Origin of the sequence: Collimonas arenae (assembly GCF_000786695.1) — a bacterium.
Taxonomy (GTDB): domain Bacteria; phylum Pseudomonadota; class Gammaproteobacteria; order Burkholderiales; family Burkholderiaceae_D; genus Collimonas; species Collimonas arenae_A.
Map to the genome: position 1 here is coordinate 513,719 of NZ_CP009962.1, position 24,385 is coordinate 538,103.

21 protein-coding genes are annotated in these 24,385 nt (G+C 55.6%); 12 read left to right on the plus strand and 9 right to left on the minus strand.

Going from position 1 to position 24,385, the window contains the following annotated elements; translation table 11 throughout:
- Positions 1 to 19 precede the first annotated feature (19 nt).
- Entirely contained in the window at positions 20 to 1,165 is a 1,146-nt protein-coding gene (locus LT85_RS02220; RefSeq protein ID WP_038484740.1) for a DUF2827 domain-containing protein, read from the plus strand.
- Positions 1,162 to 2,307: a DUF2827 domain-containing protein gene (locus tag LT85_RS02225; RefSeq protein WP_038484743.1), complete on the plus strand. Its 1,146-nt coding sequence runs from the start codon at positions 1,162 to 1,164 to the stop codon at positions 2,305 to 2,307. The genes LT85_RS02220 and LT85_RS02225 overlap by 4 nt, the downstream gene beginning before the upstream one ends.
- 148 nt (positions 2,308 to 2,455) lie before the next feature.
- On the opposite strand, the gene LT85_RS02230 is transcribed toward LT85_RS02225, so the two are convergent.
- Positions 2,456 to 4,768 carry a penicillin-binding protein 1A gene (locus tag LT85_RS02230; protein ID WP_038494784.1) on the minus strand — a complete coding sequence of 771 codons (2,313 nt, stop codon included), beginning with the start codon at positions 4,766 to 4,768 and terminating at the stop codon, positions 2,456 to 2,458.
- A gap of 536 nt (positions 4,769 to 5,304) precedes the next feature.
- Here LT85_RS02230 and LT85_RS02235 point away from each other — a divergent pair.
- The 8 genes from LT85_RS02235 (at position 5,305) to LT85_RS02270 (ending at position 14,165) form a co-directional block, all read left to right on the plus strand.
- On the plus strand, positions 5,305 to 6,384 hold the full coding sequence (locus LT85_RS02235; RefSeq protein ID WP_253273646.1) for a pilus assembly protein PilM: 1,080 nt from the start codon (positions 5,305 to 5,307) through the stop codon (positions 6,382 to 6,384).
- The gene (locus tag LT85_RS02240; RefSeq protein ID WP_052134562.1) at positions 6,384 to 7,031 is read left to right on the plus strand and encodes a PilN domain-containing protein; all 648 of its coding nucleotides are present in this window, start codon (positions 6,384 to 6,386) and stop codon (positions 7,029 to 7,031) included. Before LT85_RS02235 ends, LT85_RS02240 begins: the two co-directional genes overlap by 1 nt.
- Positions 7,032 to 7,041: 10 nt before the next feature.
- Entirely contained in the window at positions 7,042 to 7,701 is a 660-nt protein-coding gene (locus LT85_RS02245) for a type 4a pilus biogenesis protein PilO (protein WP_038484749.1), read from the plus strand.
- Positions 7,698 to 8,246: a pilus assembly protein PilP gene (locus LT85_RS02250; RefSeq protein WP_052134563.1), complete on the plus strand. Its 549-nt coding sequence runs from the start codon at positions 7,698 to 7,700 to the stop codon at positions 8,244 to 8,246. The genes LT85_RS02245 and LT85_RS02250 overlap by 4 nt, the downstream gene beginning before the upstream one ends.
- A complete protein-coding gene (locus LT85_RS02255; RefSeq protein WP_437177280.1) occupies positions 8,243 to 10,435 on the plus strand; it encodes a type IV pilus secretin PilQ in 2,193 nt (730 codons plus the stop codon). Before LT85_RS02250 ends, LT85_RS02255 begins: the two co-directional genes overlap by 4 nt.
- Before the next feature lie 37 nt (positions 10,436 to 10,472).
- A complete protein-coding gene (gene aroKB, locus LT85_RS02260) occupies positions 10,473 to 12,236 on the plus strand; it encodes a bifunctional shikimate kinase/3-dehydroquinate synthase AroKB (RefSeq protein WP_081991940.1) in 1,764 nt (587 codons plus the stop codon).
- Positions 12,233 to 13,381, plus strand: coding sequence for a deoxyguanosinetriphosphate triphosphohydrolase (locus LT85_RS02265; protein WP_038484755.1), 1,149 nt, complete (start codon positions 12,233 to 12,235; stop codon positions 13,379 to 13,381). Before aroKB ends, LT85_RS02265 begins: the two co-directional genes overlap by 4 nt.
- A 94-nt stretch (positions 13,382 to 13,475) precedes the next feature.
- Positions 13,476 to 14,165, plus strand: coding sequence for a DUF4197 domain-containing protein (locus LT85_RS02270; RefSeq protein WP_038484758.1), 690 nt, complete (start codon positions 13,476 to 13,478; stop codon positions 14,163 to 14,165).
- Between the two features lie 238 nt (positions 14,166 to 14,403).
- On the opposite strand, the gene hpf is transcribed toward LT85_RS02270, so the two are convergent.
- From hpf to LT85_RS02305, 7 genes are all read right to left on the minus strand, one after another.
- Positions 14,404 to 14,754, minus strand: coding sequence for a ribosome hibernation-promoting factor, HPF/YfiA family (hpf, locus tag LT85_RS02275; RefSeq protein WP_038484761.1), 351 nt, complete (start codon positions 14,752 to 14,754; stop codon positions 14,404 to 14,406).
- Positions 14,755 to 14,917: 163 nt separating this feature from the next.
- Positions 14,918 to 16,399 carry an RNA polymerase factor sigma-54 gene (locus tag LT85_RS02280; RefSeq protein ID WP_038484764.1) on the minus strand — a complete coding sequence of 494 codons (1,482 nt, stop codon included), beginning with the start codon at positions 16,397 to 16,399 and terminating at the stop codon, positions 14,918 to 14,920.
- A 110-nt stretch (positions 16,400 to 16,509) separates the two neighbouring features.
- Positions 16,510 to 17,256, minus strand: coding sequence for an LPS export ABC transporter ATP-binding protein (lptB, locus tag LT85_RS02285; protein WP_038484767.1), 747 nt, complete (start codon positions 17,254 to 17,256; stop codon positions 16,510 to 16,512).
- Positions 17,253 to 17,798 (minus strand): lipopolysaccharide transport periplasmic protein LptA, encoded by a 546-nt coding sequence (lptA, locus tag LT85_RS02290; protein WP_038484770.1) that lies wholly within the window; start codon positions 17,796 to 17,798, stop codon positions 17,253 to 17,255. The genes lptB and lptA overlap by 4 nt, the downstream gene beginning before the upstream one ends.
- A 55-nt stretch (positions 17,799 to 17,853) precedes the next feature.
- The gene (gene lptC / locus LT85_RS02295) at positions 17,854 to 18,471 is read right to left on the minus strand and encodes an LPS export ABC transporter periplasmic protein LptC (RefSeq protein ID WP_038484773.1); all 618 of its coding nucleotides are present in this window, start codon (positions 18,469 to 18,471) and stop codon (positions 17,854 to 17,856) included.
- Positions 18,468 to 19,067, minus strand: coding sequence for an HAD hydrolase family protein (locus tag LT85_RS02300; protein WP_052135473.1), 600 nt, complete (start codon positions 19,065 to 19,067; stop codon positions 18,468 to 18,470). Before LT85_RS02300 ends, lptC begins: the two co-directional genes overlap by 4 nt.
- An 11-nt stretch (positions 19,068 to 19,078) precedes the next feature.
- A complete protein-coding gene (locus tag LT85_RS02305) occupies positions 19,079 to 20,110 on the minus strand; it encodes a KpsF/GutQ family sugar-phosphate isomerase (RefSeq protein WP_038494800.1) in 1,032 nt (343 codons plus the stop codon).
- 139 nt (positions 20,111 to 20,249) lie between these two features.
- Here LT85_RS02305 and LT85_RS02310 point away from each other — a divergent pair, with 139 nt between their 5' ends.
- Both LT85_RS02310 and LT85_RS02315 read left to right on the plus strand, forming a co-directional pair.
- On the plus strand, positions 20,250 to 22,274 hold the full coding sequence (locus LT85_RS02310) for a cation:proton antiporter domain-containing protein (protein ID WP_038484776.1): 2,025 nt from the start codon (positions 20,250 to 20,252) through the stop codon (positions 22,272 to 22,274).
- Between the two features lie 65 nt (positions 22,275 to 22,339).
- Positions 22,340 to 23,482: a PepSY-associated TM helix domain-containing protein gene (locus LT85_RS02315; RefSeq protein WP_156117404.1), complete on the plus strand. Its 1,143-nt coding sequence runs from the start codon at positions 22,340 to 22,342 to the stop codon at positions 23,480 to 23,482.
- Between the two features lie 102 nt (positions 23,483 to 23,584).
- Here the strand turns inward: LT85_RS02315 and LT85_RS02320 are convergent, their stop codons facing one another.
- Complete coding sequence (locus LT85_RS02320) at positions 23,585 to 24,364, minus strand: phytanoyl-CoA dioxygenase family protein (RefSeq protein WP_038494803.1); 780 nt, start codon at positions 24,362 to 24,364, stop codon at positions 23,585 to 23,587.
- Between the last annotated feature and the right edge of the window lie 21 nt (positions 24,365 to 24,385).

Genomic DNA, 24,385 nt, shown 5'->3' on the forward strand with positions numbered 1-24,385 from the left:
TTTTAATTTTCTTCTATTCATGAAAAAAATCAATGTAGGAATATCCATCTTTGCGGTCCAGGGAGCGCAGCTCTGGTCCAATGGCCTCAACCAGAATCTGGCTTTCCTGGTGATGCTGTTGCAACAAAGCCCACAAGTCGGCAAGGTGTTTTTGCTCAATGGCGGCGACCTTGATCACATGCCGGCGGAGATGGGGCTGAACATCCTCAACGTACCTTTGGTCAAACCGCAGGATGTCACTTTCGAACTGGACGTCGTGATTGAAATGGGCGCCCAGCTCCCGCTGGAGTGGCTGCATCATGTGCGTGCGCTCGGTGTCAAGATCATTACGTTTTTTGTTGGGCACACTTATGCAGACAACGCCGAGGCGCCGATGTTCGATGGTCCCGGGGGGCAAATCTTCAACGGTACGCCATGGCATGAAATCTGGACCTTGCAGCATCACATGAAGTCCAGCGGCCCGCTGTTACGTACGGTGTCGCGCGTGCCGGTGTTTGCAGTACCGCACATCTGGTCGCCGCTATTTATCCAGAGGCAAATAGACCTGGCGGAAAAAGACGGCCACCATTTTGGCTATCAGCCAAGCCGCGGCGACAATCGGTCAGGTTGGCGCACTGCAATTTTCGAGCCGAATATTTCTGTCGTCAAAAGCAGCTTTATTCCGATGCTGGTGTGCGAGCAGGCCTACCGCCTGGATCAACGTTCGGTGAGCATGATGATGGTGATGAATAGCGTGCAGATGAAAGAACATCCGACCTTCAACCGTTTCGCCATCAATCTCGACCTGACGCAGCATCACAAAGCCACTTACGAACCGCGTGTAGCGTTTGTCGAATGCATGGCGCAACAAAAAATGAACGCCGTCGTGTCGCACCAGTGGGAGTGTGGCTTGAACTACCTTTACTACGACACGCTGTATGGGGGCTATCCGCTGATCCACAATTCCGAGTATCTGGCGGCAGACGGCATTGGTATCTACTACCCGCATTTCGAGGCCAGCACCGGCGGCCGGGCTTTGCTCGATGCCTGGCTCCAAGAGCCAGAATATTGGGATGACTATAAAAAGACTGGTGCGGCTTACTTGCGCAAACTTGATCCGGCACATCCTGACAATGTGGAAGCCTTTGTGAAAAGACTGCAATTTACCGTGGAGGGCAAGGCATGAGCAACCCCGGCCACCCTCTGCCGCAACGTAAACTACGTGTAGGCGTTACCCTGTTTGTACGTCCGGGGCCGCAATCGATTTGGGAAAACGGCATTTTCCAGAATTGTGCCTTTCTGGTGCAGTTGTTCAACCAGTCGCCGGCAGTAGAGCGCGCGGTGCTTGTGCTCGACGGCTCGACTGAACAGGTCAGCGATGCCATGATGCTGGGCGACCTGGGCATCGACATGATCAGCGTGGATGAAGCCATGCATACCCTGGACGTGGTGGTCGAAATGAGCGCCCAGCTGGGTGACGACTGGGTCCGGCAATTCCGTCAACGCGGCGGACGCTATGCCTGGATGCGGGTCGGTAACGACTATGTGATCGACATCGAGCGCGCCATGTTTAACAAGCCGCACGGCGGTTTATGCAGCGATAAGCCTTACGACGCGGTGTGGACCCTGCCGGAATATGAGCGCATCTGCAAAGATTACTTTGCCCTTACTTCGCGCGCACCCGTACATATCGTGCCGCATTTGTGGACACCGCTGTTTTTCGCCAAGGGTATTGCTACCTTGCCTGCGCATCTTAGCTATGGCTATCAGCCGGGCAAACCGCGCTGGCGTGTTTGCAGCTTCGAGCCGAACGTCTGCATGGTGAAAACATCATTGCTGCCGATGTTGGCTTGCGAAGAAGCTTATCGCGCTCAGCCAGGCTTTCTCGAATACCTGCGCGTATGCAACACCTTGCATTTGAAAGAGCATGTCAAATTTTCGCATTTTGCCCGCTCGCTCGATGTCGTCAATCATGGTTTGGCTTCGTTTGAAGGGCGTTTTGCCGTGTATGAATTCATGGCGAATTATGGTGATTGCATCATTTCGCATCACTGGGAAAATGGCCAGAATTATTTGTATTACGAAGCTTTGTACGGCGGCTATCCGTTGATCCACAACTCGGAATTCATCAAGGACTACGGTTATTACTATCCAGAGTTCGATTCTTACGAGGGTGGTCAAGCCGTGTTGCGCGCATTCGCTACGCATGATGCGCAGCTGGATGATTATCGGCGTCATGCGCAGACGTTGCTGCGCACCTTGGATGTCAGTTTGCCGGAGAACATTGAGATATATACTCAGCGTCTATTGGATCTCTACTCAGCATAAGTGAAAGAAAACGCCGCAATATGCGGCGTTTTTTTTGATCGCTGGATAAAAATATTCGCTCACGGAAAACACAAAAGGCACGAGGAAAAACTTCCCGTGCCTTTCATTGATAGCTTTTGTACACGTCGCAAACGCAACGCGTCAGCGCTTAAAACAGCTCGTTCTTGACCTCGTCCCTTGCTTTTTCTTCCTCTGTCGGCGCAGTAGTGCCGCCGCCAAGGCTTTGGGTGGCGACTCCGGGCGGATATTCAGCGTAGTAGTATTCGCCGCCTGAATGAATCAGGCCATCCGGCACTACGCGGTCTTCCATCGGTACGCCTTTCAACGCCTGCTGCATGAAGCTGATCCAGATGGGCAGCGCCAGGCCGCCCCCGGTTTCCTTGTCGCCCAGGCTGCGTGGCTGATCGTAGCCCATCCAGCCCACTGCCACCAGTGAAGGCTGATAGCCGGCAAACCAGGCGTCCAGCGAATCGTTGGTGGTGCCGGTCTTGCCGGCCAGGTCGGTGCGATTCAGAGACATCGCTTTGGCTGCGGTGCCATAACGGACGACGTCGCGCATCATGCTGTCCATCAGATAGGCATTGCGTGGATCGATGATGCGGTTGGCCTCGTTGCCAGCGGTATCGGGATGCACTTGCGACAACACGTTGCCATTGGCATCGGTAATCTTGCTGATGATATAAGGACTGACTTTGTAGCCGCCGTTGGCAAATACCGCGTAACCGCCAACCATCTGCAACGGAGTAACCGCACCGGCACCCAAGGCCAGCGTCAGGTATGGCGGATTTTTGTCAGCATCGAAGCCAAAACGCGTCACATACTCCTGCCCATACTTGGCACCAATCTTGTCCAGAATCCGTACCGAGACCACGTTCTTCGATTTGGTCAAGGCCTTGCGCATGCTCATCGGACCTTCATATTTATTGCCGTAATTCTTGGGCTGCCAGATCTGGCCGCCGGTCTGGCCGCCGCCGTAGGTCAGAGGTGCATCATTGATGATGGTGGCCGGCGACAGACCTTTTTCCAGCGATGCCGAATAAATGAAGGGTTTGAACGACGATCCAGGCTGACGCCAGGCCTGCGTCACGTGATTGAACTTGTTGCGGTTGAAATCGAAGCCACCGATCAGGGCGCGGATGGCGCCATCCTTGGTATCGGCTGCGACGAAGGCTGATTCCACAGCCGGCATCTGGGTGATACTCCAGTTTTTACCTTCCAGCATGACGCGGATGATGGCGCCGCGCTTCACTTTACGTTGCGGCGGCGCTTTATCGCTCAGCAGATTGGTGGCGATGCTGAGGCCGGTGCCGCTGATGCTGATTTCCTGGCCTGAAGACAGCACCGCGCGCACCAGCTTGGGCGTCGCCTCCAGCACCACCGCGGCGACGATTTCATCGCTGTCCGGATGGTCGGCCAGTTCTACTTCGATGGCATCTTCGGCGGCTTCCTTGGTCGTGTCGGGGATTTCCATGAAACCCTCGGGACCACGATAACCGCGCCGTTTTTCGTAATCCATCACGCCGCGGCGCAGCGCTATATAGGCGGCGTCCTGATCTGCCTTGGTAATAGTGGTGAAAACGTTGAGGCCGCGCGTATAAGTGTTTTCCTTGAATTGCTCATAGACCAGCTGGCGCGCCATTTCAGAGACGAATTCCGCATGGATGCCAAATTCACTGGCGCCGGTCTTGATATGCAGCGTTTCATTCTTGGCTTGTTCGTATTGCGCTTCGGTGATGTAGCCGAGTTGCAGCATGCGCAACAAAATGTATTGCTGGCGCACAGTGGCGCGCTTCGGATTGACCACAGGATTGTTGGCCGAGGGGGCCTTGGGCAGGCCGGCCAGCATGGCTGCTTCAGCCGTGGTGATATCTTGCAAGCGCTTGCCAAAATAGATTTGCGCCGCCGAAGCAAAACCGTAGGCGCGCTGTCCCAGATAAATCTGGTTCATGTAGACCTCAAGAATCTGATCCTTGGTCAGGTTGTGTTCAATCTTCCATGCCAGTGGAATTTCATAGAGGAATTTGCGAGAGGCCTTCTGGAAGAAAGTCGGCTCGTTGCTGGTCAGGAAAAAATTCCGGGCGACCTGCTGGGTAATGGTGCTGGCACCGCCGCCGCCGCCGGTCAGATTGGAAAAGCTGGCGCGCAAGATGCCTTGGTAATCGACTCCGCCATGCTGGTAGAAACGATCGTCTTCGATCGCCAGTACGGCTTTCTTCATGACGTCGGGAATCTCGTTAATGTGCACCAGACTGCGTCGTTCTTCGCCGAATTCGCCGATCAGTACGCCATCAGCGGAAAAAATACGCAGTGGAATCTTGGGCTTGTAGTCGGTCAGCGAATCCAGTTCCGGCAAATTGGGATAGGCCATTGCCAGCATCAGGAGAAAAGTCAGGCAGCCGATCGCTATCAGGCCGGCAATCAGCCCGAAAAAGCCAAGAACCAAGCGCAGCGCTAGTGGCATACGGCGGCGCGCTGGGGGATTTGGATGGGTATCGCTGGCTGTATCTGGAGGCGTCATGCAATGCGTTTTATGAAAGATGGATGCCACGCATTATAGCGGCACGGCGCAGGGGTGATAACGAAATGTCTAGCGGCGAATGTTAACTTATCGATAATTTATGCCATGGCCGCTAGCCGTTGCCGGCGCATGGCTCAAAACTTGCTCTGCATCATGCGTTCTTGTTTCGTGTTGTCGTCTCGCTTTATTGTACGTACGCGAATTGCGTTGCGAAATTCAGACAGAAATTGTCGGTTAAAACCAAAATAGTATGGATGGAGTGGCTGTGAAGCGAAGTTTCGTAACAGTTAAACAATTGCCCTCAGGAAAATTTCTTTACAGCAGTGCCCTCTTATTGCTACGATTTCACGTTATAAAATTTAACATTGCTGTAAGCCCTGTTTTACAGGTTTTTCCTAACTTCGAGACGGTATACCGCTAATGCGACCGCCTTGCAGGCAGAATGTTCCCCAAATAATACATACTCGGGAGAAATGCTCTTGGCATTAGATCTAGGATCGCTGATCGGTAAAAAGAACCCGCCGCTGGTGGGGATTGATATCAGCACGTCAGGCGTCAGGTTGGTCGAATTGTCTGAGACCGGCAAGGATCAACTGCGTCTTGACCGCTACGCCTCTGAACCATTGCCGCGGGGAGCGGTAGTGGATGGCAACATTGAGAATATCGAGCAAGTCACGGAAGTCATCCGCCGGCTGTGGAAAAAAAGCGGCTCCAACACCAAGCTTGTGGCCCTGGGCATGCCGCCCGCTTCGGTGATCACCAAGAAGATCATCCTGGCCAGCGGCATGCTGGAAGATGAACTGGAGATGCAGGTCGAGTCCGAGGCCAGCCAATATATTCCGTTTGCGCTGGATGAGGTCAGTCTTGATTTTGACGTGATCGGTCCGGCCCAGCATTCGCCGGAAGACGTCGAAGTGCTGCTGGCGGCGACCCGCAAGGAAAAGGTCGAGGACCGGGTGGCGGTGGCGGAAGCGGCTGGTCTCAAGCCAACCGTGATGGATATCGAATCCTACGCGGCGCGTGCGGCAATCAACCGTATCATCGGACAATTGCCTAAAGCCGGGCAAGGCCAGATCGTCGGCCTGTTTCAAATCGGCACCCAGACCACGCATGTATCGGCTTTGCTGGATGGCCAGTTGATCTATGAGCGTGAGCAGCCGTTTGGCGGCAACCAGCTGACTCAGGACATCGTACGCGCCTATGGCTTGTCGTATGAAGAGGCTGACACGAAGAAGCGCAATGGCGACCTGCCAGAGGGCTACGAACAGGAAATTCTCAATCCGTTTCTGGAGAGTGCCGCGCTGGAAGTTACGCGGGCTATCCAGTTCTTCTTTACTTCGACGCCGTATACCCGGATTGACCAGCTGTTCCTGGCTGGCGGTTGCGCCACTATTCCCGGGTTGGTGGAAGTGGTGGCGGGTCGCGCCAAGATTTCAACCTCGGTTGTGAGCCCGTTTACCGGCATGCAACTGGGGCCGAACGTACGTGAAAAACAACTGCGCATGGATGCGCCGTCTTATCTGGTTGCTTGCGGGCTGGCCATGCGGAGATTTGGCTGATGATCAAAATTAATCTATTACCGCACCGCGAAGCCAAGCGCAAGCAGCGCAAAAACGCTTATTTCGCCATGCTGGTGCTGTCTGCTGTGATTGGCTTGGTAACGGTATTGCTGGTCGGTGCATTTTTCGCCAACGGCATTGCTAACCAAACCACGCGCAATAACTTTATCACAGCGGAAAATACGCGCCTTGACGGTGAAATCAAGGAAGTGGCCACGCTCAAACAGGAAATCGATGCGCTGAAGGCGCGTCAACAAGCCGTTGAGGATTTGCAGAGCGACCGCAATCAGCCTGTTTATCTGATGGACGAACTGGTCAAGCAAGTGCCGGAAGGAGTTTATCTGAACTCTCTCAAGCAGGAAGGCCAGCGGGTAGCGTTGAATGGCTACGCACAGTCGAACGAGCGTGTATCGGAATTGCTGCGCAACCTGGGCAACAACTCTGCCTGGCTGGAGCGTCCTGATCTGATTGAAATTCGCTCCGCCGTCATTGGGACGGGACGCGATAGCAAGCATGTCTTCGCATTTACCGTCAATGTCGGCATCAAACGGCCGTCTGACAAGGACGCCAAAGATGCTGCGGCAACCCCGAAAAATGCAGCTGCTGTGGTGGCCGGCACCGGTGCACCGGCAGCAACCTTGAAATGAGAGACGCGCAATGACGGATTTGAATAATTTGAGCGCATCGCTGAGTGCGCAGTTTCGTGGATTAAATGGCCGCCATCCCGGCCAGTGGCCGATCGCTCCTCGCATTTTGTCGGGTGTGGGTGTATTTCTGCTGGTGCTTCTGGTCGGCTGGTATTTCTACTGGAGTGATCAGCAAGATGAGCTCGCCGCTGGCGAGCAGAAGGAAGTACAGCTGAAGGAGCAGTACAAATCGAAGATTCAGCAAGCTATTAATCTGGAAGAGCTGCAAAAGCAAAAGCTCCAAGTTGCCGACTACGTTGCGACGCTGGAAAAGCAATTGCCGAGCAAGGCGGAGATGGATGCGCTGCTGTCGGATATCAACCAGGCTGGTTTGGGGCGGGGCTTGCAGTTTGAACTGTTCAAGCCAGGCCAGGTGGTGGTCAAGAATTACTATGCTGAACTGCCGATCAACATCAAGGTGACCGGTAACTATCATGACGTCGGCTCGTTCGCCAGTGATATTGCCAATCTGCCGCGCATCGTGACCTTGAATAATATGAATTTGGTAACGGGCAAGGATGGTGTGCTGAGCCTGGATGCGATTGCCAAGACCTTCCGCTATCTGGATAAGGACGAAGTGGCTGAGCAGCGCAAGACAGCCGATTCAGCTAAACAGAAAGGTCAAAAATGACGTTTTTTCGCATTGGGCGTCTGACCCGGGTGACGTTTTTTGTCGTATTCATCTCAACTTTGTCAGGTTGCGGTGACAGCGGCGTGCAGGAATTGAAGGACTGGATGGCTGACGTCAAGAGCCATACCAAAGTGGGAATTCCGAAGCTGACCGAGCCGAAAAAGTTCATTCCGTTCGTGTATGCCGGCGCGACCAGCGTCGATCCCTATAGCCCTAACAAGCTGCTGGTCGCATTCGCCAAGTTGCAGGGCAAGTCGAACGGTTTGAAACCAAATATGGACCGGCGTCGTGAAACGCTGGAGAACTATCCGCTGGATACCATCAAGATGGTTGGCACATTGCAGAAGGTCGGCTTGAGTTATGCCTTGCTGCAGGTTGACAAGACTGTGTTCCAGGCCAAGGTGGGAAATTACATGGGACAGAATTTCGGCATGGTCACAGCCATTACTGAATCAGAAGTCGTGTTAAAAGAAATTGTACAAGATGCGTCCGGCGAATGGGTCGAGCGCGAAGCCAAGTTAGCGTTGCAGGAGAGCACAAAATGATTGCAGCAGGAAAAAAATTAGTTAGCCTGAGCGTGAGCCGGTTGCGCATTATTCGACAGAAAGCACTGATGTTGGGAGCGTTGATCTGCATGGTTGGATTCGGAGCGTCAGCAATGGCGGCCGAAGACAACGCCATCACATCGATCAGCGCTAACCAGCAAGGTGCGAATGTGATCGTCAAGATCAGCTTCAAGCATGCGTTGAGCGCGCAGCCGACAGCATTTTCCATCCTTAGTCCGGCGCGGATCGCGTTCGACTTTGTCGGCGTCGGCAACGCTACCGGCAAGACCACGCAAGACATCAGCTTGGGCGATGTGCGCAATGTATTGCTGGCGCAAGCCGACGACCGGTCACGCCTGGTATTCAATTTAAAGCGGTCTCTGTCTTATGCGACAGCGATGGATGGTAACTCTCTGGTTGTCACGATAGACGGTTCCGGCGGCCTGGCGACACCGGTAAATGCTGTCGGCGTGCCGGTACAGCCGGCTGCACGGACCGTTTCGGGTGTGGCTGCAGCTCCTGCTGCCGCACCTTTGCTGAACGGCAAGCCTGCGTTGCGCGATATCGATTTTCGTCGCGGTACCGCCGGCGAAGGCCGGGTTGTGATCGATTTGCCAAACACACAAGTCGGCGTCGATGTCCATCAGCAGGGCCAGACAATTGTGGTGGACTTCCTCAAGACCAGCTTGCCTGATGTTCTGCGCCGCAAGTTGGATGTCGGCGACTTCGGTACGCCCGTCAAGACCATCAGCACCGTAACCCAAGGCGACAATGTGCGCATGATCATCGAACCGAAAGGTCTGTGGGAACAGAGCGCTTATCAAAGCGACAGCCAGCTGGTGATCGAAGTCAAGCCGATCAAGGAAGACCCGAACAAATTGGCGCAGGGTACGCAGGGTTACCGCGGCGACAAGCTGTCCTTGAATTTCCAGAACGTTGAAGTGCGTTCGGTCCTGCAAGTGATCGCCGATTTTACCGGTTTGAATATCATTACCAGCGATACTGTCGGCGGCAATCTGACTTTGCGTTTGAAAGACGTTCCTTGGGACCAGGCGTTGGATATCGTGATGCAAGCTAAGGGTCTGGACATGCGTAAGAACGGTTCGGTCATCTGGATTGCGCCGAAAGATGAATTGCTGACGAAGGAAAAATTGGAGCTTGAGCAGCGTTCGCAAATCGCTGAACTGGAGCCCCTGCGTACGGAATCTTTCCAGCTGAATTATCAAAAAGCCGATGCTTTCAAAAAGATATTCGGGATTGATGATGCCGGTGGCGGTGCAGGCGGGGGTAAGAAAAATAGTATTTTGTCATCGCGCGGCAGTGCTGTGATTGATCCGCGGACCAATCAATTGTTTGTTACCGATACGCCGACCATCTTGCAAAATATCCGCAATCTGGTGCAAAAAGTGGATATCGCCTCACGCCAGGTATTGATCGAAGCGCGCATGGTTGAGGCAACCGATACATTCAGCCGTGACCTTGGCGCCAAGCTTGGCTTTGGCTTCAAAGGCAATAATACCGCCGCCGGTGGTAACCAAACTGCTTCCACCGCTACCACGACTGGCGTAAGTCCTAGTATTCCTGGGCTGGGTTCGTCCGCAGTGAACTTGCCTGCCGCTCCTGCTACCGGAACCGCTGGTTCTGTGGCTTTGAGCCTGTTCAATGCAGCGGCATCCAAGTTCATCAGTCTTGAATTATCGGCGCTGGAAGCCGACGGCAAAGGCAAGGTCATCTCCAGCCCACGCGTAGTTACTGCAGACCAGCAAAAAGCTTTGATTGAACAGGGTACTGAAATTCCTTATCAAAGTGCAACCAGCAGTGGCGCTACATCGGTTGAGTTCAAAAAAGCCAATCTGAAACTGGAGGTTACGCCGCAAATTACGCCAGATGGCAATGTTATTTTGACTGTCGATGTAACGAATGACAGCGTTGGTGCAACCGTTCCCGGAGGTGTTGCCATCAATACCAAGCACGTTCAAACTCAGGTACAGGTTGAAAACGGTGGTACCGTGGTGATTGGTGGTATTTATACTCAGACAATTAAGGATAGTGTTAGTAAAGTGCCTCTGCTTGGAGATATTCCAGTTCTGGGTTATCTTTTCAAACAATCGTCAGTCGGTAATAGTAAAACTGAATTATTGATCTTCTTGACACCAAAAATCGTCATAGACCGCATCGCTGGGCACTAATTGCACAGGGACACCGGCGCGACGCCGGTGTCTGTCCATGAGCAAAAGGTTAAGTAGTGAAATGGTAAGGTACACAGGCAATATCTTTCTGGTAGGCCTGATGGGCGCGGGCAAGACTACGGTTGGCCGGGCTCTGGCAAGAAAACTCAACAAGCTTTTCATTGATTCCGACCACGAAATCGAGGCGCGCACCGGCGTTTCGATTCCCTTGATTTTTGAAATTGAAGGCGAAGAGAGCTTCCGTCAGCGCGAGACGGAGGTGATACGTGACCTGAGCGCCCGCAGCGGTATTGTGCTGGCGACCGGTGGTGGCGCCATCATGCGCGCTGAAAATCGCGAATATCTGAAAACCCGCGGCACCGTGATCTATCTGCGTGCCAGCATTCACAATATCCTCCAGCGCACCAGCCGCGACAAGAACCGGCCTTTGCTGCAAACCGCAGACCCGCGCCGGCGACTGGAAGAGTTGTCACGGCAGCGGGAGCCGTATTATCGCGACGTTGCCGACATTGTTATCGATACCGGTCGACCTAACGTACAATTCTTGGTGCATAGTATATTAAGCCAACTCGATGTATTGCCCGACGAGGTCGGGCAGGAGTCCGGACAAACCGGTAATGGCAACCCCGGCCGGTATAGCGGCGCGCCCCATCACTCACCAGATTTTTCTATGAACCAGCAGGTTATCCCTTCGACCGTCACGCCAGCCATCACACTCCAGGTAGAACTAGGCGAGCGTAGTTATCCGATCGAGATCGGGCCATCCCTGCTGGTTGACCGCGAGCGAATTGCCCGTCAGATTACCGGCAAACAGGTGGTGGTAGTGACCAACACCGTCGTTGCACCGCTGTATCTGGAGCGGCTCAGCCAGACTTTGCGCGATGCCGGTAAAAACGTCCTGGAAATAGTCCTGCCGGATGGCGAAGAAGAGAAGAACTGGGGCAGCCTGATGCAGATCTTCGATCGCCTGCTAGCCGCGAAATGCGACCGCAAGACTACCTTGATCGCCTTGGGCGGTGGCGTGATCGGTGACCTTACCGGCTTTGCCGCGTCAGCCTACATGCGCGGCGTACCTTTTGTCCAGATTCCAACTACCTTGCTGGCGCAAGTGGATTCGTCAGTGGGAGGCAAAACCGGTATCAACCATCCGCTCGGTAAAAACATGATCGGCGCGTTCTATCAGCCGCAGGCGGTGATAGCCGATACAATGACCTTGCATACCTTGCCCGAGCGCGAGCTGTCAGCCGGGCTGGCAGAGGTGATCAAATACGGTGCCGTGATCGACGCCGAGTTTTTCAAATGGATCGAAACCAATATCGACAAATTGATGGCGCGCGATAATGCCGCGCTGGCCTACGCAATCCGTCGCTCATGCGAGCTGAAGGCCGACGTCGTGCGGCAGGATGAGCGCGAAGGCGGTTTGCGCGCGATCCTGAATTTCGGCCATACCTTCGGTCACGCGATCGAATCCGGCCTGGGTTATGGCAAGTGGCTGCACGGCGAAGCTGTCGGTTGTGGCATGGTGATGGCAGCGGATTTGTCGCATCGGCTTGGACACATTAACGCCATCGATAAAGAGCGCATATGCGCGCTAGTGCGCGCCGCTGGCTTGCCGACCGAAGCCCCCAACCTTGGCGCCCAACGCTGGCTTGAGCTGATGCAAGTCGACAAGAAAAACGAAGACGGCCAGATCAAATTCATCTTGATGAAACCCTTGGGCAGTCATTTGATCGCCACCGCGCCGCAAGAAGCGTTGCTGGCCACTCTTCAACAACTAGCTTCCGGAGACCTGCCGCGATGAATCAAGAAACGTCGCTCGCACCCTATGCCGCACATTCTGCACAATCGCGAGGACGTTTATTTGAGGAAGAAGCGCCCGGATCGCGTACTGAATTCCAGCGCGATCGTGACCGTATCATTCATTGCACCGCCTTCCGCCGGCTGGAATACAAGACACAGGTATTCGTCAATCATGAGGGCGACCTGTTCCGTACCCGTTTGACGCATAGTATCGAGGTTGCGCAAATCGCCCGCTCGATTGCGCGTAACCTGGGGTTGAACGAAGATCTGGTGGAAGCCATCTCGCTGGCTCACGATCTCGGCCATACGCCGTTTGGCCATGCCGGTCAGGATGCGCTGAACGACTGCATGGAAGGGCATGGCGGTTTTGAACACAATTTGCAGAGCTTGAGGGTGGTCGACAAGCTGGAGCAGCGCTACGGTGCCTTTGATGGCTTGAATCTGATGTTCGAGACGCGCGAAGGGATTTTGAAACACTGTTCGCTGGCCAACGCCAAGAAACTCGGCGATATCGGCCAGCGTTTCATACAACGCAAACAGCCGACGCTGGAAGCGCAAGTTGCCAATCTGGCGGATGAGATCGCCTACAACAATCATGACATCGACGACGGCTTGCGGTCAGGTTTGCTGACCATGGAGCAGATGAACCAGATCGATTTCTATGCGGAACACAGCCGCCAGGTCGAACAGTTGTTCCCGGGATTGAGCGGACGGCGGGCGATCAATGAAACTATCCGGCGCATGATCAATGCTCTGATCACCGACCTGATCCAGACTTCGCAGCAACGTATCCGGGATGCAGGACTGCAGACCGTCGACGATGTGCGCAATGCGCCGCCGTTGATCGCCTTTTCCGATAGCATGGCGCAGCAGGCTGCTTTACTGAAGCGCTTCCTGCGTGAAAATCTGTATCGTCATTACCTGGTTAATCGCATGACCGCCAAGGCGCGTCGCATTGTCGCAGAACTCTATGCCTGCTTTAGCGCGGAGCCATCGTTGTTGCCGCCCGCCTACCAGCTTGCGCAACGGGCAGCGGAACCGCAGCAGCAGGCGCGGGAGATCGCCGACTACATCGCGGGCATGACCGACCGCTATGCGATACGTGAACACCGGCGCCTGTTCCTGGTGGACGAAGGGCATTTGTAAGAGCACTTCGACGCTGTTTTCCATTTCTTGATCTCATTGCAATAAGTTGGGGTAGACTTTATCCCTGTCCATTTCACTTCATTGAGGATCAACTATGCGACACCTATATCAAACAGCAATCACATTGACTCTGGCGGTATCCGCATCCGCAGCCTTCGCCTTGTCGCTAAGCGATCTCAGCAACCAGGATGCCAGCAGCGGCCTCAAGGCAGCACTGCAAAAAGGCGCCGACGTCGCGGTCTCAAAACTGGGCGTGGAAAATGGCTTCCTGAATAACGACAAGGTAAAAATCGGCCTGCCCAGCGTGCTCGACAAGGCCATGCCCATCCTGAAGATGACCGGCCAAGGGCAGAAACTGGATGACCTGGTGGTATCGATGAACCATGCGGCGGAAGCGGCGGTGCCGATGGCCAAGCCCTTGCTGCTGAATGCGGTCAAATCAATGTCGGTGACCGATGCCAAAAACATCCTGACCGGCGGCGATACCTCGGTGACGGATTTTTTCCGGCAAAAGACCTCGGCCCAACTGGGTGAAAAATTCCTGCCCATCGTCAAAGGGGTGACCGACCGCAACGGTTTGTCGGGACAATATAACGCGATCATGGGGCAGGTCGGCAAAACCGGCATGGTGCCGGCGCAGCAATCGACGGTGGAGGGATATGTTACCCAACGTGCACTGGATGGTTTGTACACCATGATCGGCGAAGAAGAAAAAGCGATTCGCCAGGATCCGGTCGGCGCCGGCAGCGCGATCATCGGCAAAGTTTTCGGCGCTCTCAAATAGGCGGACTGCCGCAAACAGTAAAATGATTTACATGAATTAATTAAGAGGCGGCTTCAAACACAACTGGCTAGACGCTTCGACGAAGGCAGCGCGAGTAGTACGGCCAGGAGAGGCAGCAACCCCAGATGTGTTTGAAGCCGCTCTAAAGAGTTGAAAATAACAAAGGGCGCATTGACTGCGCCCTTGTTCATTCATTGGCGTGAGCAGTGCAGCTCATACGCCGGGATTGGCGGCCGGTTCAGGTCGTGGCTGGGAGGTCTTCCGGCAGGTGCTTGATCGCATCGTGCTGGTGATCCTGCATCTTGTCCTTGTACTTGATGACTTGGCGATCGAGCTTGTCGATCAGGGCATCAATGGCGGCATAAAGATCATGGGCGATACTCTCAGCATGCAAATCTTTTCCTTTAACGCGCAGATTGATTTCTGCTTTTTGGCGCTTTTCTTTTTCGGTGATTTTGTCGACCGTCAGGATCACGCTGATATCGATGACCTGGTCGAAGTGGCGTTTGATACGCTCTAGTTTGCTTTGTACATATTCGCGAATGGCAGGGGTTAACTCGAGGTGATGCCCACTGATGGTGAAGTTCATACAGCGCTCCTATCAAGAATATTGCTAGCGGTTCTGAACAGACTGCATCGAATCTTTAAGCGAACAATCCGCAGGGGACTGTTCTGGCAAGAGTCGTTAAATCACAAACAGCCGTAATGTCCGAACATAGCAAGGGTAAGCTTAACAATCAAACCAGAAACAACTACAAGGCCTTGCGCAGATTAACAGACGGAATTTTTAATGCTTCGCGATATTTTGCGACGGTGCGGCGGGCGACCACCATACCTTGTTCCGCAAGCATGTCGGCAATCTTGCTGTCAGAGAAAGGATTTCTTGAATCTTCCGCTCCTATGAGTTGCTTAATGAGTGCCCGTATTGCTGTTGAGGAAGCCTCTCCACCTGCCTCAGTAGCAACATGGCTGCCGAAGAAATACTTCAGTTCAAACATCCCGTGGGGAGTGAGCATGTATTTCTGAGTGGTTACACGAGAAATAGTACTCTCGTGTAGACCCAGTGTATCAGCTATTTCGCGCAACACAAGCGGCCGCATGGCGACCGCCCCGTGCGAAAAAAAGTTCCTCTGGCGTTCCACTATCGCTTGTGCAACGCGCAAGATAGTGTCGAAGCGCTGCCGCATGTTCTTGATCAGCCACTTGGCTTCCTGTAACTGGGATGTAAGGGCGCCGTCGCCCTTGCTCTGCTTTAAAATATTGGCATACAGGACATTCACCCTGAGCCTTGGCATGACGTCATTATTAAGCATGACCTGCCAGCCCTGTTTGCCGCGCCGGACGATCACATCCGGCACCACATAATCGGATGCATTGGCCGCGAACGGCGCACCGGGGTGCGGGTTGCATTGTTTGATGACGGCTTGCGCCTCGCGCAGATCCTCGTCGTCGCAATCCAGAGCCTTCTTGATTTTATTGAAATCGCGTTGCGCAAAAAGCATCAGGTGATCTTGCACAATCGCCAATGCCAGGCGACGCGTGACAAATGGCAATTTGACAAAGCGCCTGATCTGCAAGGCCAGGCATTCTGCCGCATTGCGTGCGCCGACACCGGCAGGATCGAAGCTCTGCACCATTTTCAACGCCATCGACAGTTCTTCGATAGCGATCTCCAGCTCAACCGGCAAGCGCCCCAGGATTTCTTCCAGCGACTCTTCCAGATAGCCGTTATCGTCGAGGGCATCGATCATCAGTTCGACCAGGGCGCGATCGCGCAGATCGTGCACTGTCTCGCGCATTTGGTGTTGCAGATGTTCGCGCAACGTGGATTCGTGGGCCTCCAGCTGGGGCCGCGCATCTTCATCGTCCGAGCTCTTCGCGCTACGCGCGATATCGTCAAAACTCCAGTCGCTATCGGCGTTCTCCGGAGCGCTCTCAGGCGCTGCGGGCGCATCGAAATTGGCTTCGCCTTCGGCCGGCGAGCTGCTGACCTCGCTGTCGCCTACCGGCGCATCCATGGTGGAGGTGCTGCCGCTGATGGCGCCATCAGCCAGCAGGCGCACCGAATTGTCGAGTGGATCGTCGACCCGCTCGAGCAGTGGATTGTCGGATAAGATCTGTTCCAGTTCCTGATGCAATTCAAGCGTCGACAGCTGCAACAGACGGATCGACTGTTGCAGCTGCGGGGTCAGCGCAAGATGTTGAGAGGTGCGAAGCTGGAGTGATTGTTTCATGGATTCCGTGCTGACAATTCACTGTTAACTAAATGCGAGACAACGTTAATTTCCGCTGCCGGACAGCGGCCTGTTCTGTCTCCGACTACATCATTCCGAATCCTGTGAACTTACATGCGGAAATGCTCGCCAAGATATACCCGGCGCACCGACTCGTCGGCGATGATGTCATCCGGACTACCGCTGGCCAGCACGCTGCCCTGGTTGATGATGTAGGCGCGGTCGCAGATGCCCAGCGTTTCGCGCACATTGTGATCGGTGATCAGCACGCCGATGCCACGTTCCTTGAGGAAGCGGACGATGCGCTGGATCTCGATCACCGCGATCGGATCGATCCCGGCAAACGGTTCATCCAGCAGCACGAAGCGTGGATTGGTGGCGAGCGCACGCGCGATTTCGACACGCCGGCGCTCACCGCCTGAGAGAGATAAAGCCTGGTTTTCACGCAGCTTTTCGATTTGCAACTCATGTAGCAGCTTGTGCAGCTGCTCGTCGATTTCGGCTTTGCTGAGCGCTTTGCCGTTGGGGCGTTGGAGTTCCAGCACAGCGCGGATATTGTCTTCTACCGTCAGCTTGCGGAATACCGATGCTTCCTGCGGCAGATACGACAGGCCCAGCACTGCGCGCCGATGGATCGGCAGACGCGAGATGTCGACGCCGTCCAGGTCGATCGCACCGCCATCGGAAGGCACCAGGCCGACGATCATGTAGAACGAGGTGGTCTTGCCAGCGCCGTTCGGCCCCAGCAAACCGACTACTTCGCCGCAGCGGACTTCGAGCGAAACGTCGTGGACCACCTGACGCGCGCCGTAGCTTTTTTGCAGGTCTTTGACAATCAGGGTGCTAGGAGCGGTCATGGCGTTGTTACCTTTGGCCGTGGTTGAATGACCGCACGAATCCGCCCTTTGCCAGCCTCGCTGACGCCGTTGACGGTGTTGTTGACGGAATAAAATTCAGTGCGGCTATCGTAGGAAATGAATTCGCCGTTGACTTCATCGGTCGGCTTGTCACCTTGCAAGCGGCGCATCTGCGCCTTCGAAAACAGTTTGGTGACTTCGGTTTTTCCATCGTATTCGATGCGTTCCGCGTGACCGTCAATCCACAAGTCGGGACCGCCGTCACGCTTCTGACGGAAAGTGGCCAGCTTGCCCGGATCCGCATACAGGGTGGCGAACTGATAGCCCGAAGGATCAGTGGTCACTACTACCCGGTCAGCATGCATCACCAGCGTGCCGCGGGTCAGGACTACATTGCCGGTGGCGACGTTGACCTGTTTGACATCGTCGTAGGTGAGCGTATCGGAGTCGATCAGGGTCGGTTTCTCCGAGTCGGCTTTTTCTGCATGAGCGACGCCTATGGCGCCAAGCAGCAGCAGGGAAAGAAAAAGTAATCGTTTCATGAAAAATCCTGGGTAATGAATAGGGGCCTACACATAAAATGTCTTGTTGATCCGCTTATTTTTTCGCTTCATCGGCGGCAACGCGCGGCGTACTGCGCAAGACGCCACGCACCTTGCTGAACAGCTTCAGTTCACGCGTGGAATTATTGAAATGCATGCCGGTGCCGTTCAAGGTCGACAGTCCCAAGGTAATTTCTACCGGCTTGTCGCTTTCCATGATGTCGTCGTCGGGTAATAGCAGCAGGTATTCCGTTTTCAGGTGGAAGTTGTCGGCCTTCGGCGTTTTTGGACGATCGGCATTGACGTTGCCGTACAGGTGCACCTTGCTGTTGTTGTCCTCAATCATGCCGCGGTCGGCGACCAGGTTCATCGGCGGCTTCTCCTTGTCCAGGCTGTGGATGACCGGTTTCTGCACGTCGAAAGAATCATTGACCGGATTGTGCGTCAGCAGGTCGCCGGCGATGTTGTAGCGCGGCTGTCCGGTGGGCGACATCTGGACATAGTTGAAATGCTCAACGTAATAGTCGGGCTCGGTGCGGGCCGGTTTCGGCAGCGAATCTTCGGTGTTCTTGTGCATGACTTGCAGCAGCCAGAAGCTGCCCAATGCCAGCAGGATGAACAGCACCAGCAGCAGCAGGAAACGAAAACGGTAAGTGGTGCGGAGATTTTTCATACCGGAGCCACGCCTGGCTGGTGGGGAGGCAGATAGGTCGCCAGTGTGGCGTCGTAGGTATTTTGCACCTGCATGATGATGTCGCAGATTTCGCGCGCTGCACCATGGCCGCCGCTGGCTTGCGTGACATAGTGGACACGGCTGCGCACATCGCGGTGGCCGTTCGGCACGCTGACTGCAAAACCGGCTTGCGACAGGATCGGCAAGTCGATCACATCGTCGCCGATGAAGCCGCAGTCATCCGCCGTCAGCTGTAGTTGCTCCAGCAGTTTGACAAAAGCCGCGTACTTGTCGTGTACGCCTTGCTGCACATGGGCGATGCCCAGGTCGCCGGCGCGACGACTGACGATGGCAGACTGACGGGCGCTGATGATCGCTGTGGCGACGCCGCTTTGCTGTAGCTGCTTGATACCGTGTCCGTCGAGAGCGTTGAAACGTTTGATCTGTTCGCCGTCGGCGCCATAGAGCAGGCCGCCGTCGGTCAGGATGCCGTCGACGTCGAAAATCATCAGGCGCACCCTCGCTGCGCGCACTCTGGCGTCCGCGCTTAAGACGTCTGCAGCGACGCCCTTGCCGTTGTTTGCATCGGTCGACATGGTGGCCGCCATCAGATTACCTTGGCGCGGGTCAGATCATGGATATGCAAGGCGCCGACCAACTTGCCGTCGGCGTCTGTCACCAACAACTGGTTGATACGGAATTCTTCCATCATCTGCACCGCATCGACGGCTAGCTGGTCCGGGCCTATGGTGCGTGGAGGGACATGCATCACGTCGGCGATTTTCAGCTTGGTGAAATCCTGCACCTGCTCGATCAGGCGGCGCAGGTCGCCGTCGGTAAACACGCCGACTGCATGGAAATTCTCGTCGACCACCGCCGTCATGGCGATGCCCTTGCGGGTGATTTCAAACAGCGCCACCGACATCGAGACATCTGCAGTCACCGCGGGAATCGCTTCGCCGCTGCGCATGACGTCGCGCACGTGGGTCAGCAAGCGGCGTCCAAGGGCGCCGCCCGGATGCGAGCGGGCAAAATCTTCTTCGCGGAAGCCGCGCGCATCCAGCAGCGCTACCGCCAGGGCGTCGCCCATCGCCAGGGTAGCGGTGGTGCTGGCGGTAGGCGCCAGGTTCAACGGACAGGCTTCTTGGACAACGCCGACATCCAAGTGCACATTGGCGAGTTGCGCCAGCGCTGAATCCGGTTTGCCGGTCATGGCGATCAAGGTGGCGCCCATGCGCTTGATGATTGGCACGATCGCCATCAGTTCGGCGGTTTCTCCGGAATTGGAAATGGCGATGAAGGCGTCATGTTCAGTAACCATGCCGAGGTCACCATGCGCCGCTTCAGCAGGATGGATGAACAGCGCCGGCGTCCCGGTCGAGGACAGCGTCGCGGCGATCTTGCGCGCGATATGGCCGGATTTCCCGATTCCCGATACGACCACCCGGCCGCTGCAGCCGAGCAGCAAGCCGATCGCCTTGGCGAAAGGATCGTGAGGGTTGTCGGAAATCCGGTTTTTCAGTGCAGTGATGGCATCTGCTTCGATTTGCAAGGTGCTGCGAGCAAGCTCCAGCGCACGTCCTGCATCGAATGTGACGGACAAGGTTTTGGGCGAAAGTGGGGCATCGGGTAGAGTCATCCCGAAAGTATAAACGAATTCCCAAAGCAAAAAACTTGCCAGTCCAGATCAGCTTCAATTAATCTGTGTTCAGTCCGTCCGCATTTGGCGTTGCTGCAACATAATATTGGTATTAAATCAATTTACATTTTAGGCGAAGATGCTTTCCGGACTTGAACTGACCATTTTATTGCTGGGCTCGGCGGTACTGGGCGTGGTGGCGTTCCGCAGTTTCCATTTGCCGCCGATGCTTGGCTATCTGGCGGTGGGGATCCTGATCGGACCGCATGCGCTTGGTTTTGCCGAAGACAACGCCACTACCCATGCGTTGGCCGAATTCGGCGTGGTGTTCCTGATGTTTTCTATCGGCCTCGAGTTTTCCTTGCCGAAACTGACGGCTATGCGGCATATCGTGTTCGGCCTCGGCATGGCGCAGGTGCTGCTGACTATCGGTGCGACCATGCTGTTCAGCTGGTTGATGGCGATCATCCTGCCGCAACTCACCAATATCAGCTGGCAGGCGGCGTTCGCCCTGGGTGGCGCGTTAACCATGTCGTCCACGGCCATCGTTTCCAAATTGCTGACCGAACGCATGGAACTGGAGAGCGAGCATGGCCGCCGTATTATCGGCATTCTGCTGTTTCAGGACCTGGCTCTGGTGCCTCTGCTGATCGTTGTGCCGGCGCTGGCTGAACATAACGGCAACCTGCTGGCGACGCTCGCCTGGGCCAGCGGCAAGGCGTTGCTGGTGTTGGCCGTGTTGCTGTTTTTCGGACAAAAGCTGATGCGCCGCTGGTTCCAGATCGTGGTGCGGCGTCGTTCGCAAGAGTTGTTCATGCTTAACTTGCTGCTGATCACCCTCGCAGCGGCCTGGATTACAGAGCGCGCGGGCTTGTCGTTAGCGTTGGGCGCCTTTATTGCAGGCATGCTGATTTCGGAAACCGAATACAAGCATCAGGTAGAGGAGGACATCAAGTCCTTCCGCGACGTGCTGCTGGGTTTGTTTTTTATCACCATCGGCATGCTGCTCAACCTGCGTCTGGTGGTTGAGCACTGGTGGTTGGTATTGTTGCTGTTGATCGGTCCGGTGTTGCTCAAGTTTGCCCTGATCGCCGGTCTGGCCAAGGTATTCCGCTCGTCCACCGGTGTCGCCTTGCGTACCGGTTTGGCGCTAGCGCAGGCCGGGGAGTTCGGTTTCGTGCTGCTCAACCAGGCGGGCGGCCTGCAGCTGGTCGACCCCTTGCTGGTGCAACTGATCCTGGCGTCGATGGTGTTGTCGATGCTGGCGGCGCCTTTTATCCTGGCCAAATCCGATGCGATCGTCATGAAGCTGTCCTCCAGCGAATGGATGATGCAATCGCTGGCGCTGACGCAGATCGCCACCCGTACCATGTCAACCAAGAAACACGTGATCATTGCCGGTTTCGGCCGTAGCGGCCAAAGCCTCGCCAAGCTGCTGGAAGAGGAGGGCATCGGCTATCATGCACTCGATCTCGACCCCGACCGGGTGCGCGATGCGCGTGCCGCCGGCGCCCATGTTTCGTATGGCGACGCTTCGCGCCGCGAAAGCCTGGTGGCCGCCGGGGTGCACCGCGCTGCCGCCCTGGTCATCACCTACGCCAGCACGCCGTCAGCCTTGAAAGTCTTGCATCATGTGAGCGAACTGGCGCCAGCCTTGCCAGTGATTGTGCGCAGCTATGACGACACCGATCTCGACAAACTGCGCGCCGCGGGCGCCACCGAAGTCGTGCCGGAAGCCATGGAAGGCAGCCTGATGCTGGCCTCGCATGCGCTGGTCATGCTTGGCGTACCTTTGCGTCGTGTGGTGCACCGGGTACAGGCTTCGCGCGATGAGCGCTATGCCGCCTTGCGCGGCTTTTTCCATGGCGTCGACGATGCGCCGGATGCTGCCGATCATCTGCAGGTGCGCCTGCATTCGGTCGCACTGCCGGACGGCGCCCGATCTATCGGCCGTACGCTGGCCTGGCTCGGGCTGACGGAAATGGGGGCGGAAATCACCGCCGTGCGGCGTGGCCGCAGCGGGATTGCCGTCACGCCTGATGCGGTGTTGCAGGCAGGAGACATTGTCGTCTTGCGGGGCGCTGCCGAAGCCATTTCTCGTGCCGAAGGGCGTTTGCTGCAAGCGTGGACCAGCGCCAGCCAGCGCAGCGATGAAGATTTTTGAAATAATACCCATTCTCATTCAATCGGCATTTACAATACACATCTTTTAAGGGCAGGTGTGGGATTGTGAAAAAAGCATTGCGTCATTGGTTGGTCAAATTGCACCGCTACAGCGGCTTGTTGCTGTCTTTGTTCATTGTCATGGCGGGACTCACCGGCAGTGCGCTGGCATTCAATGATGAGCTCGATGCCTGGCTCAATCCCCAGTTCTATCATCGTGCCTCTACCGGTCCGCACCAGCCTTTCGAGGTACTTGCAGCCAAGATCGAGCACGAATATCCCCATGCCCGGCTGGCTTTCTTTTCAATGGAGCCGGGTGACAATGCGCCTTTGCAGGCCAGATTACGTGCCCGCCATCCTGATGACGCATTGCCGGTTGATACCGTGTTTATCGACCCGGTCACCGCTGCCATGGTCGGCGAACGTAACACCAAGGCTGTTAGTCTTGCGCCGCAAAACCTGATGCCCTTCCTGTTTCGCCTGCATCGCTACCTGCTGCTGGACAAGACAGGCGCCATTATTTCCGGTTGCCTTGGCTTGCTGTGGCTGGCAACCTTGCTGATCGGTTTTGCGCTGGCTTGGCCCAAGCATCGCAGCGGCTGGCGCAAGGCGCTTTCGATCAAGCGCGGCGCCGGCGGTTTTCGCTTGATGTATGACTTGCACCGCTCGGTCGGGATGGTCGCGGGAGTATTGCTGGTAGTGACCGCCTTTACGGGCGCCGTGATGAATCTGCCCGATGTCGCGCGGCCGATGGTCGCCAGCCTGTCGTCGCTGACAAAACCACCGAAGTCTTCAATGCATGAGGGCAAGCCGCAAATCGACTGGCAGCAAGCGCTGGAGGCGGCTCAGGCGAGCGTGCCGCTGTCGACGCCAGTGCGAATTGCGCGCGACGATAAGCAACGCCTGTATCAGGTGCGCCTGCGCAAGCAAAACGACATTCAGGATAGCGGTAGCGTGCGGGTCTTTGTCGATGCAGTGGACGGCAAGGTGCTGAATGCGCTTGATCCCTTGAAAGGTTCGGCGGGCGATACCTTTATCGGCGTCCAGTACGGCCTGCATACCGGGCAGTTGCTGGGTTTGCCGGGCAAGATCCTGATCGCTTTCCTGGGTTTGCTGCCGTTGTTGTTCACGATTACCGGCATCGCCATCTGGCTGAAAAAGCGTAAATCGGAAACAATCGTGCGCGCCCGGCATCTGCATCAAGTCTGAATTAACCCGGCCTGAAAGTGTGAACTGACGGGCCGGCGTGCGGCAGGAACAATGCGCTGGCGGCGCGAGTGATACTGCCGCCAACAAGAAACCAAGCAGTGATTAGCGGGTCAGCAGAATGTCTTCCGATGCGGCGGAGCGGCTGCCGGGCAAGGGTGGATTGCTTTGTCCGTGATAGGCAAACACCACCGACTCCTTGACCGCTTCCGTGTTGTTCCTGCCGGCGGCATGGAATAGTCCGCTGTGGAAAAATACGACATCCCCTTGCTGTAGCTCGACAGATTTTCCCTGTGCAAACAAGGCTTGGTTCTCCGCCATTTCCGGCCGCAGGAAATCCAGCTCATCCATCTGCTGTGGTTTGATGTCAAAACGGTGCGAGCCCGGAATGAAGCGCAGGGCGCCGTTATTCGCATTTTCATTGTCCAGCGCCAGCCACACTGAAATCAATTCGTTGCGCAGGAACGACCAGTAGCGGATGTCGCGATGCCAACCGGTTGCGGTGCCGAAATGCGGATGCTTTGTCATCACGCAATTGTGATGCGACAAGGTCAGGCACACGGCTTCGCCCAACAGCAGCTCCAGCATCGCCACCAACTGCGGATTCGTGGCCCAGGCGCGATACGTATCGTGACGCTGATAGGCATTGCGCAGGCGGCGCGCAGTGCGGCCGCCGACGCTTTCAAGCGAAGCCGGGGCGCCGGCATAGCCGACCTCGGATTCATACTCCAGCGGCGCCACCGCCTGCGCCAGATGGGCATTGGTAGTGGCCGCCATTAATCCGCAATCTGCCGCGGAAACCATGCGCGGCAAAATCAAATAACCATCTTTTTCAAAAGCGTCAATCTGCGTTGCGGATAGCGCCGGTGCGGGTTTGGTAGACATCATTATCTCGTTATTGCATTG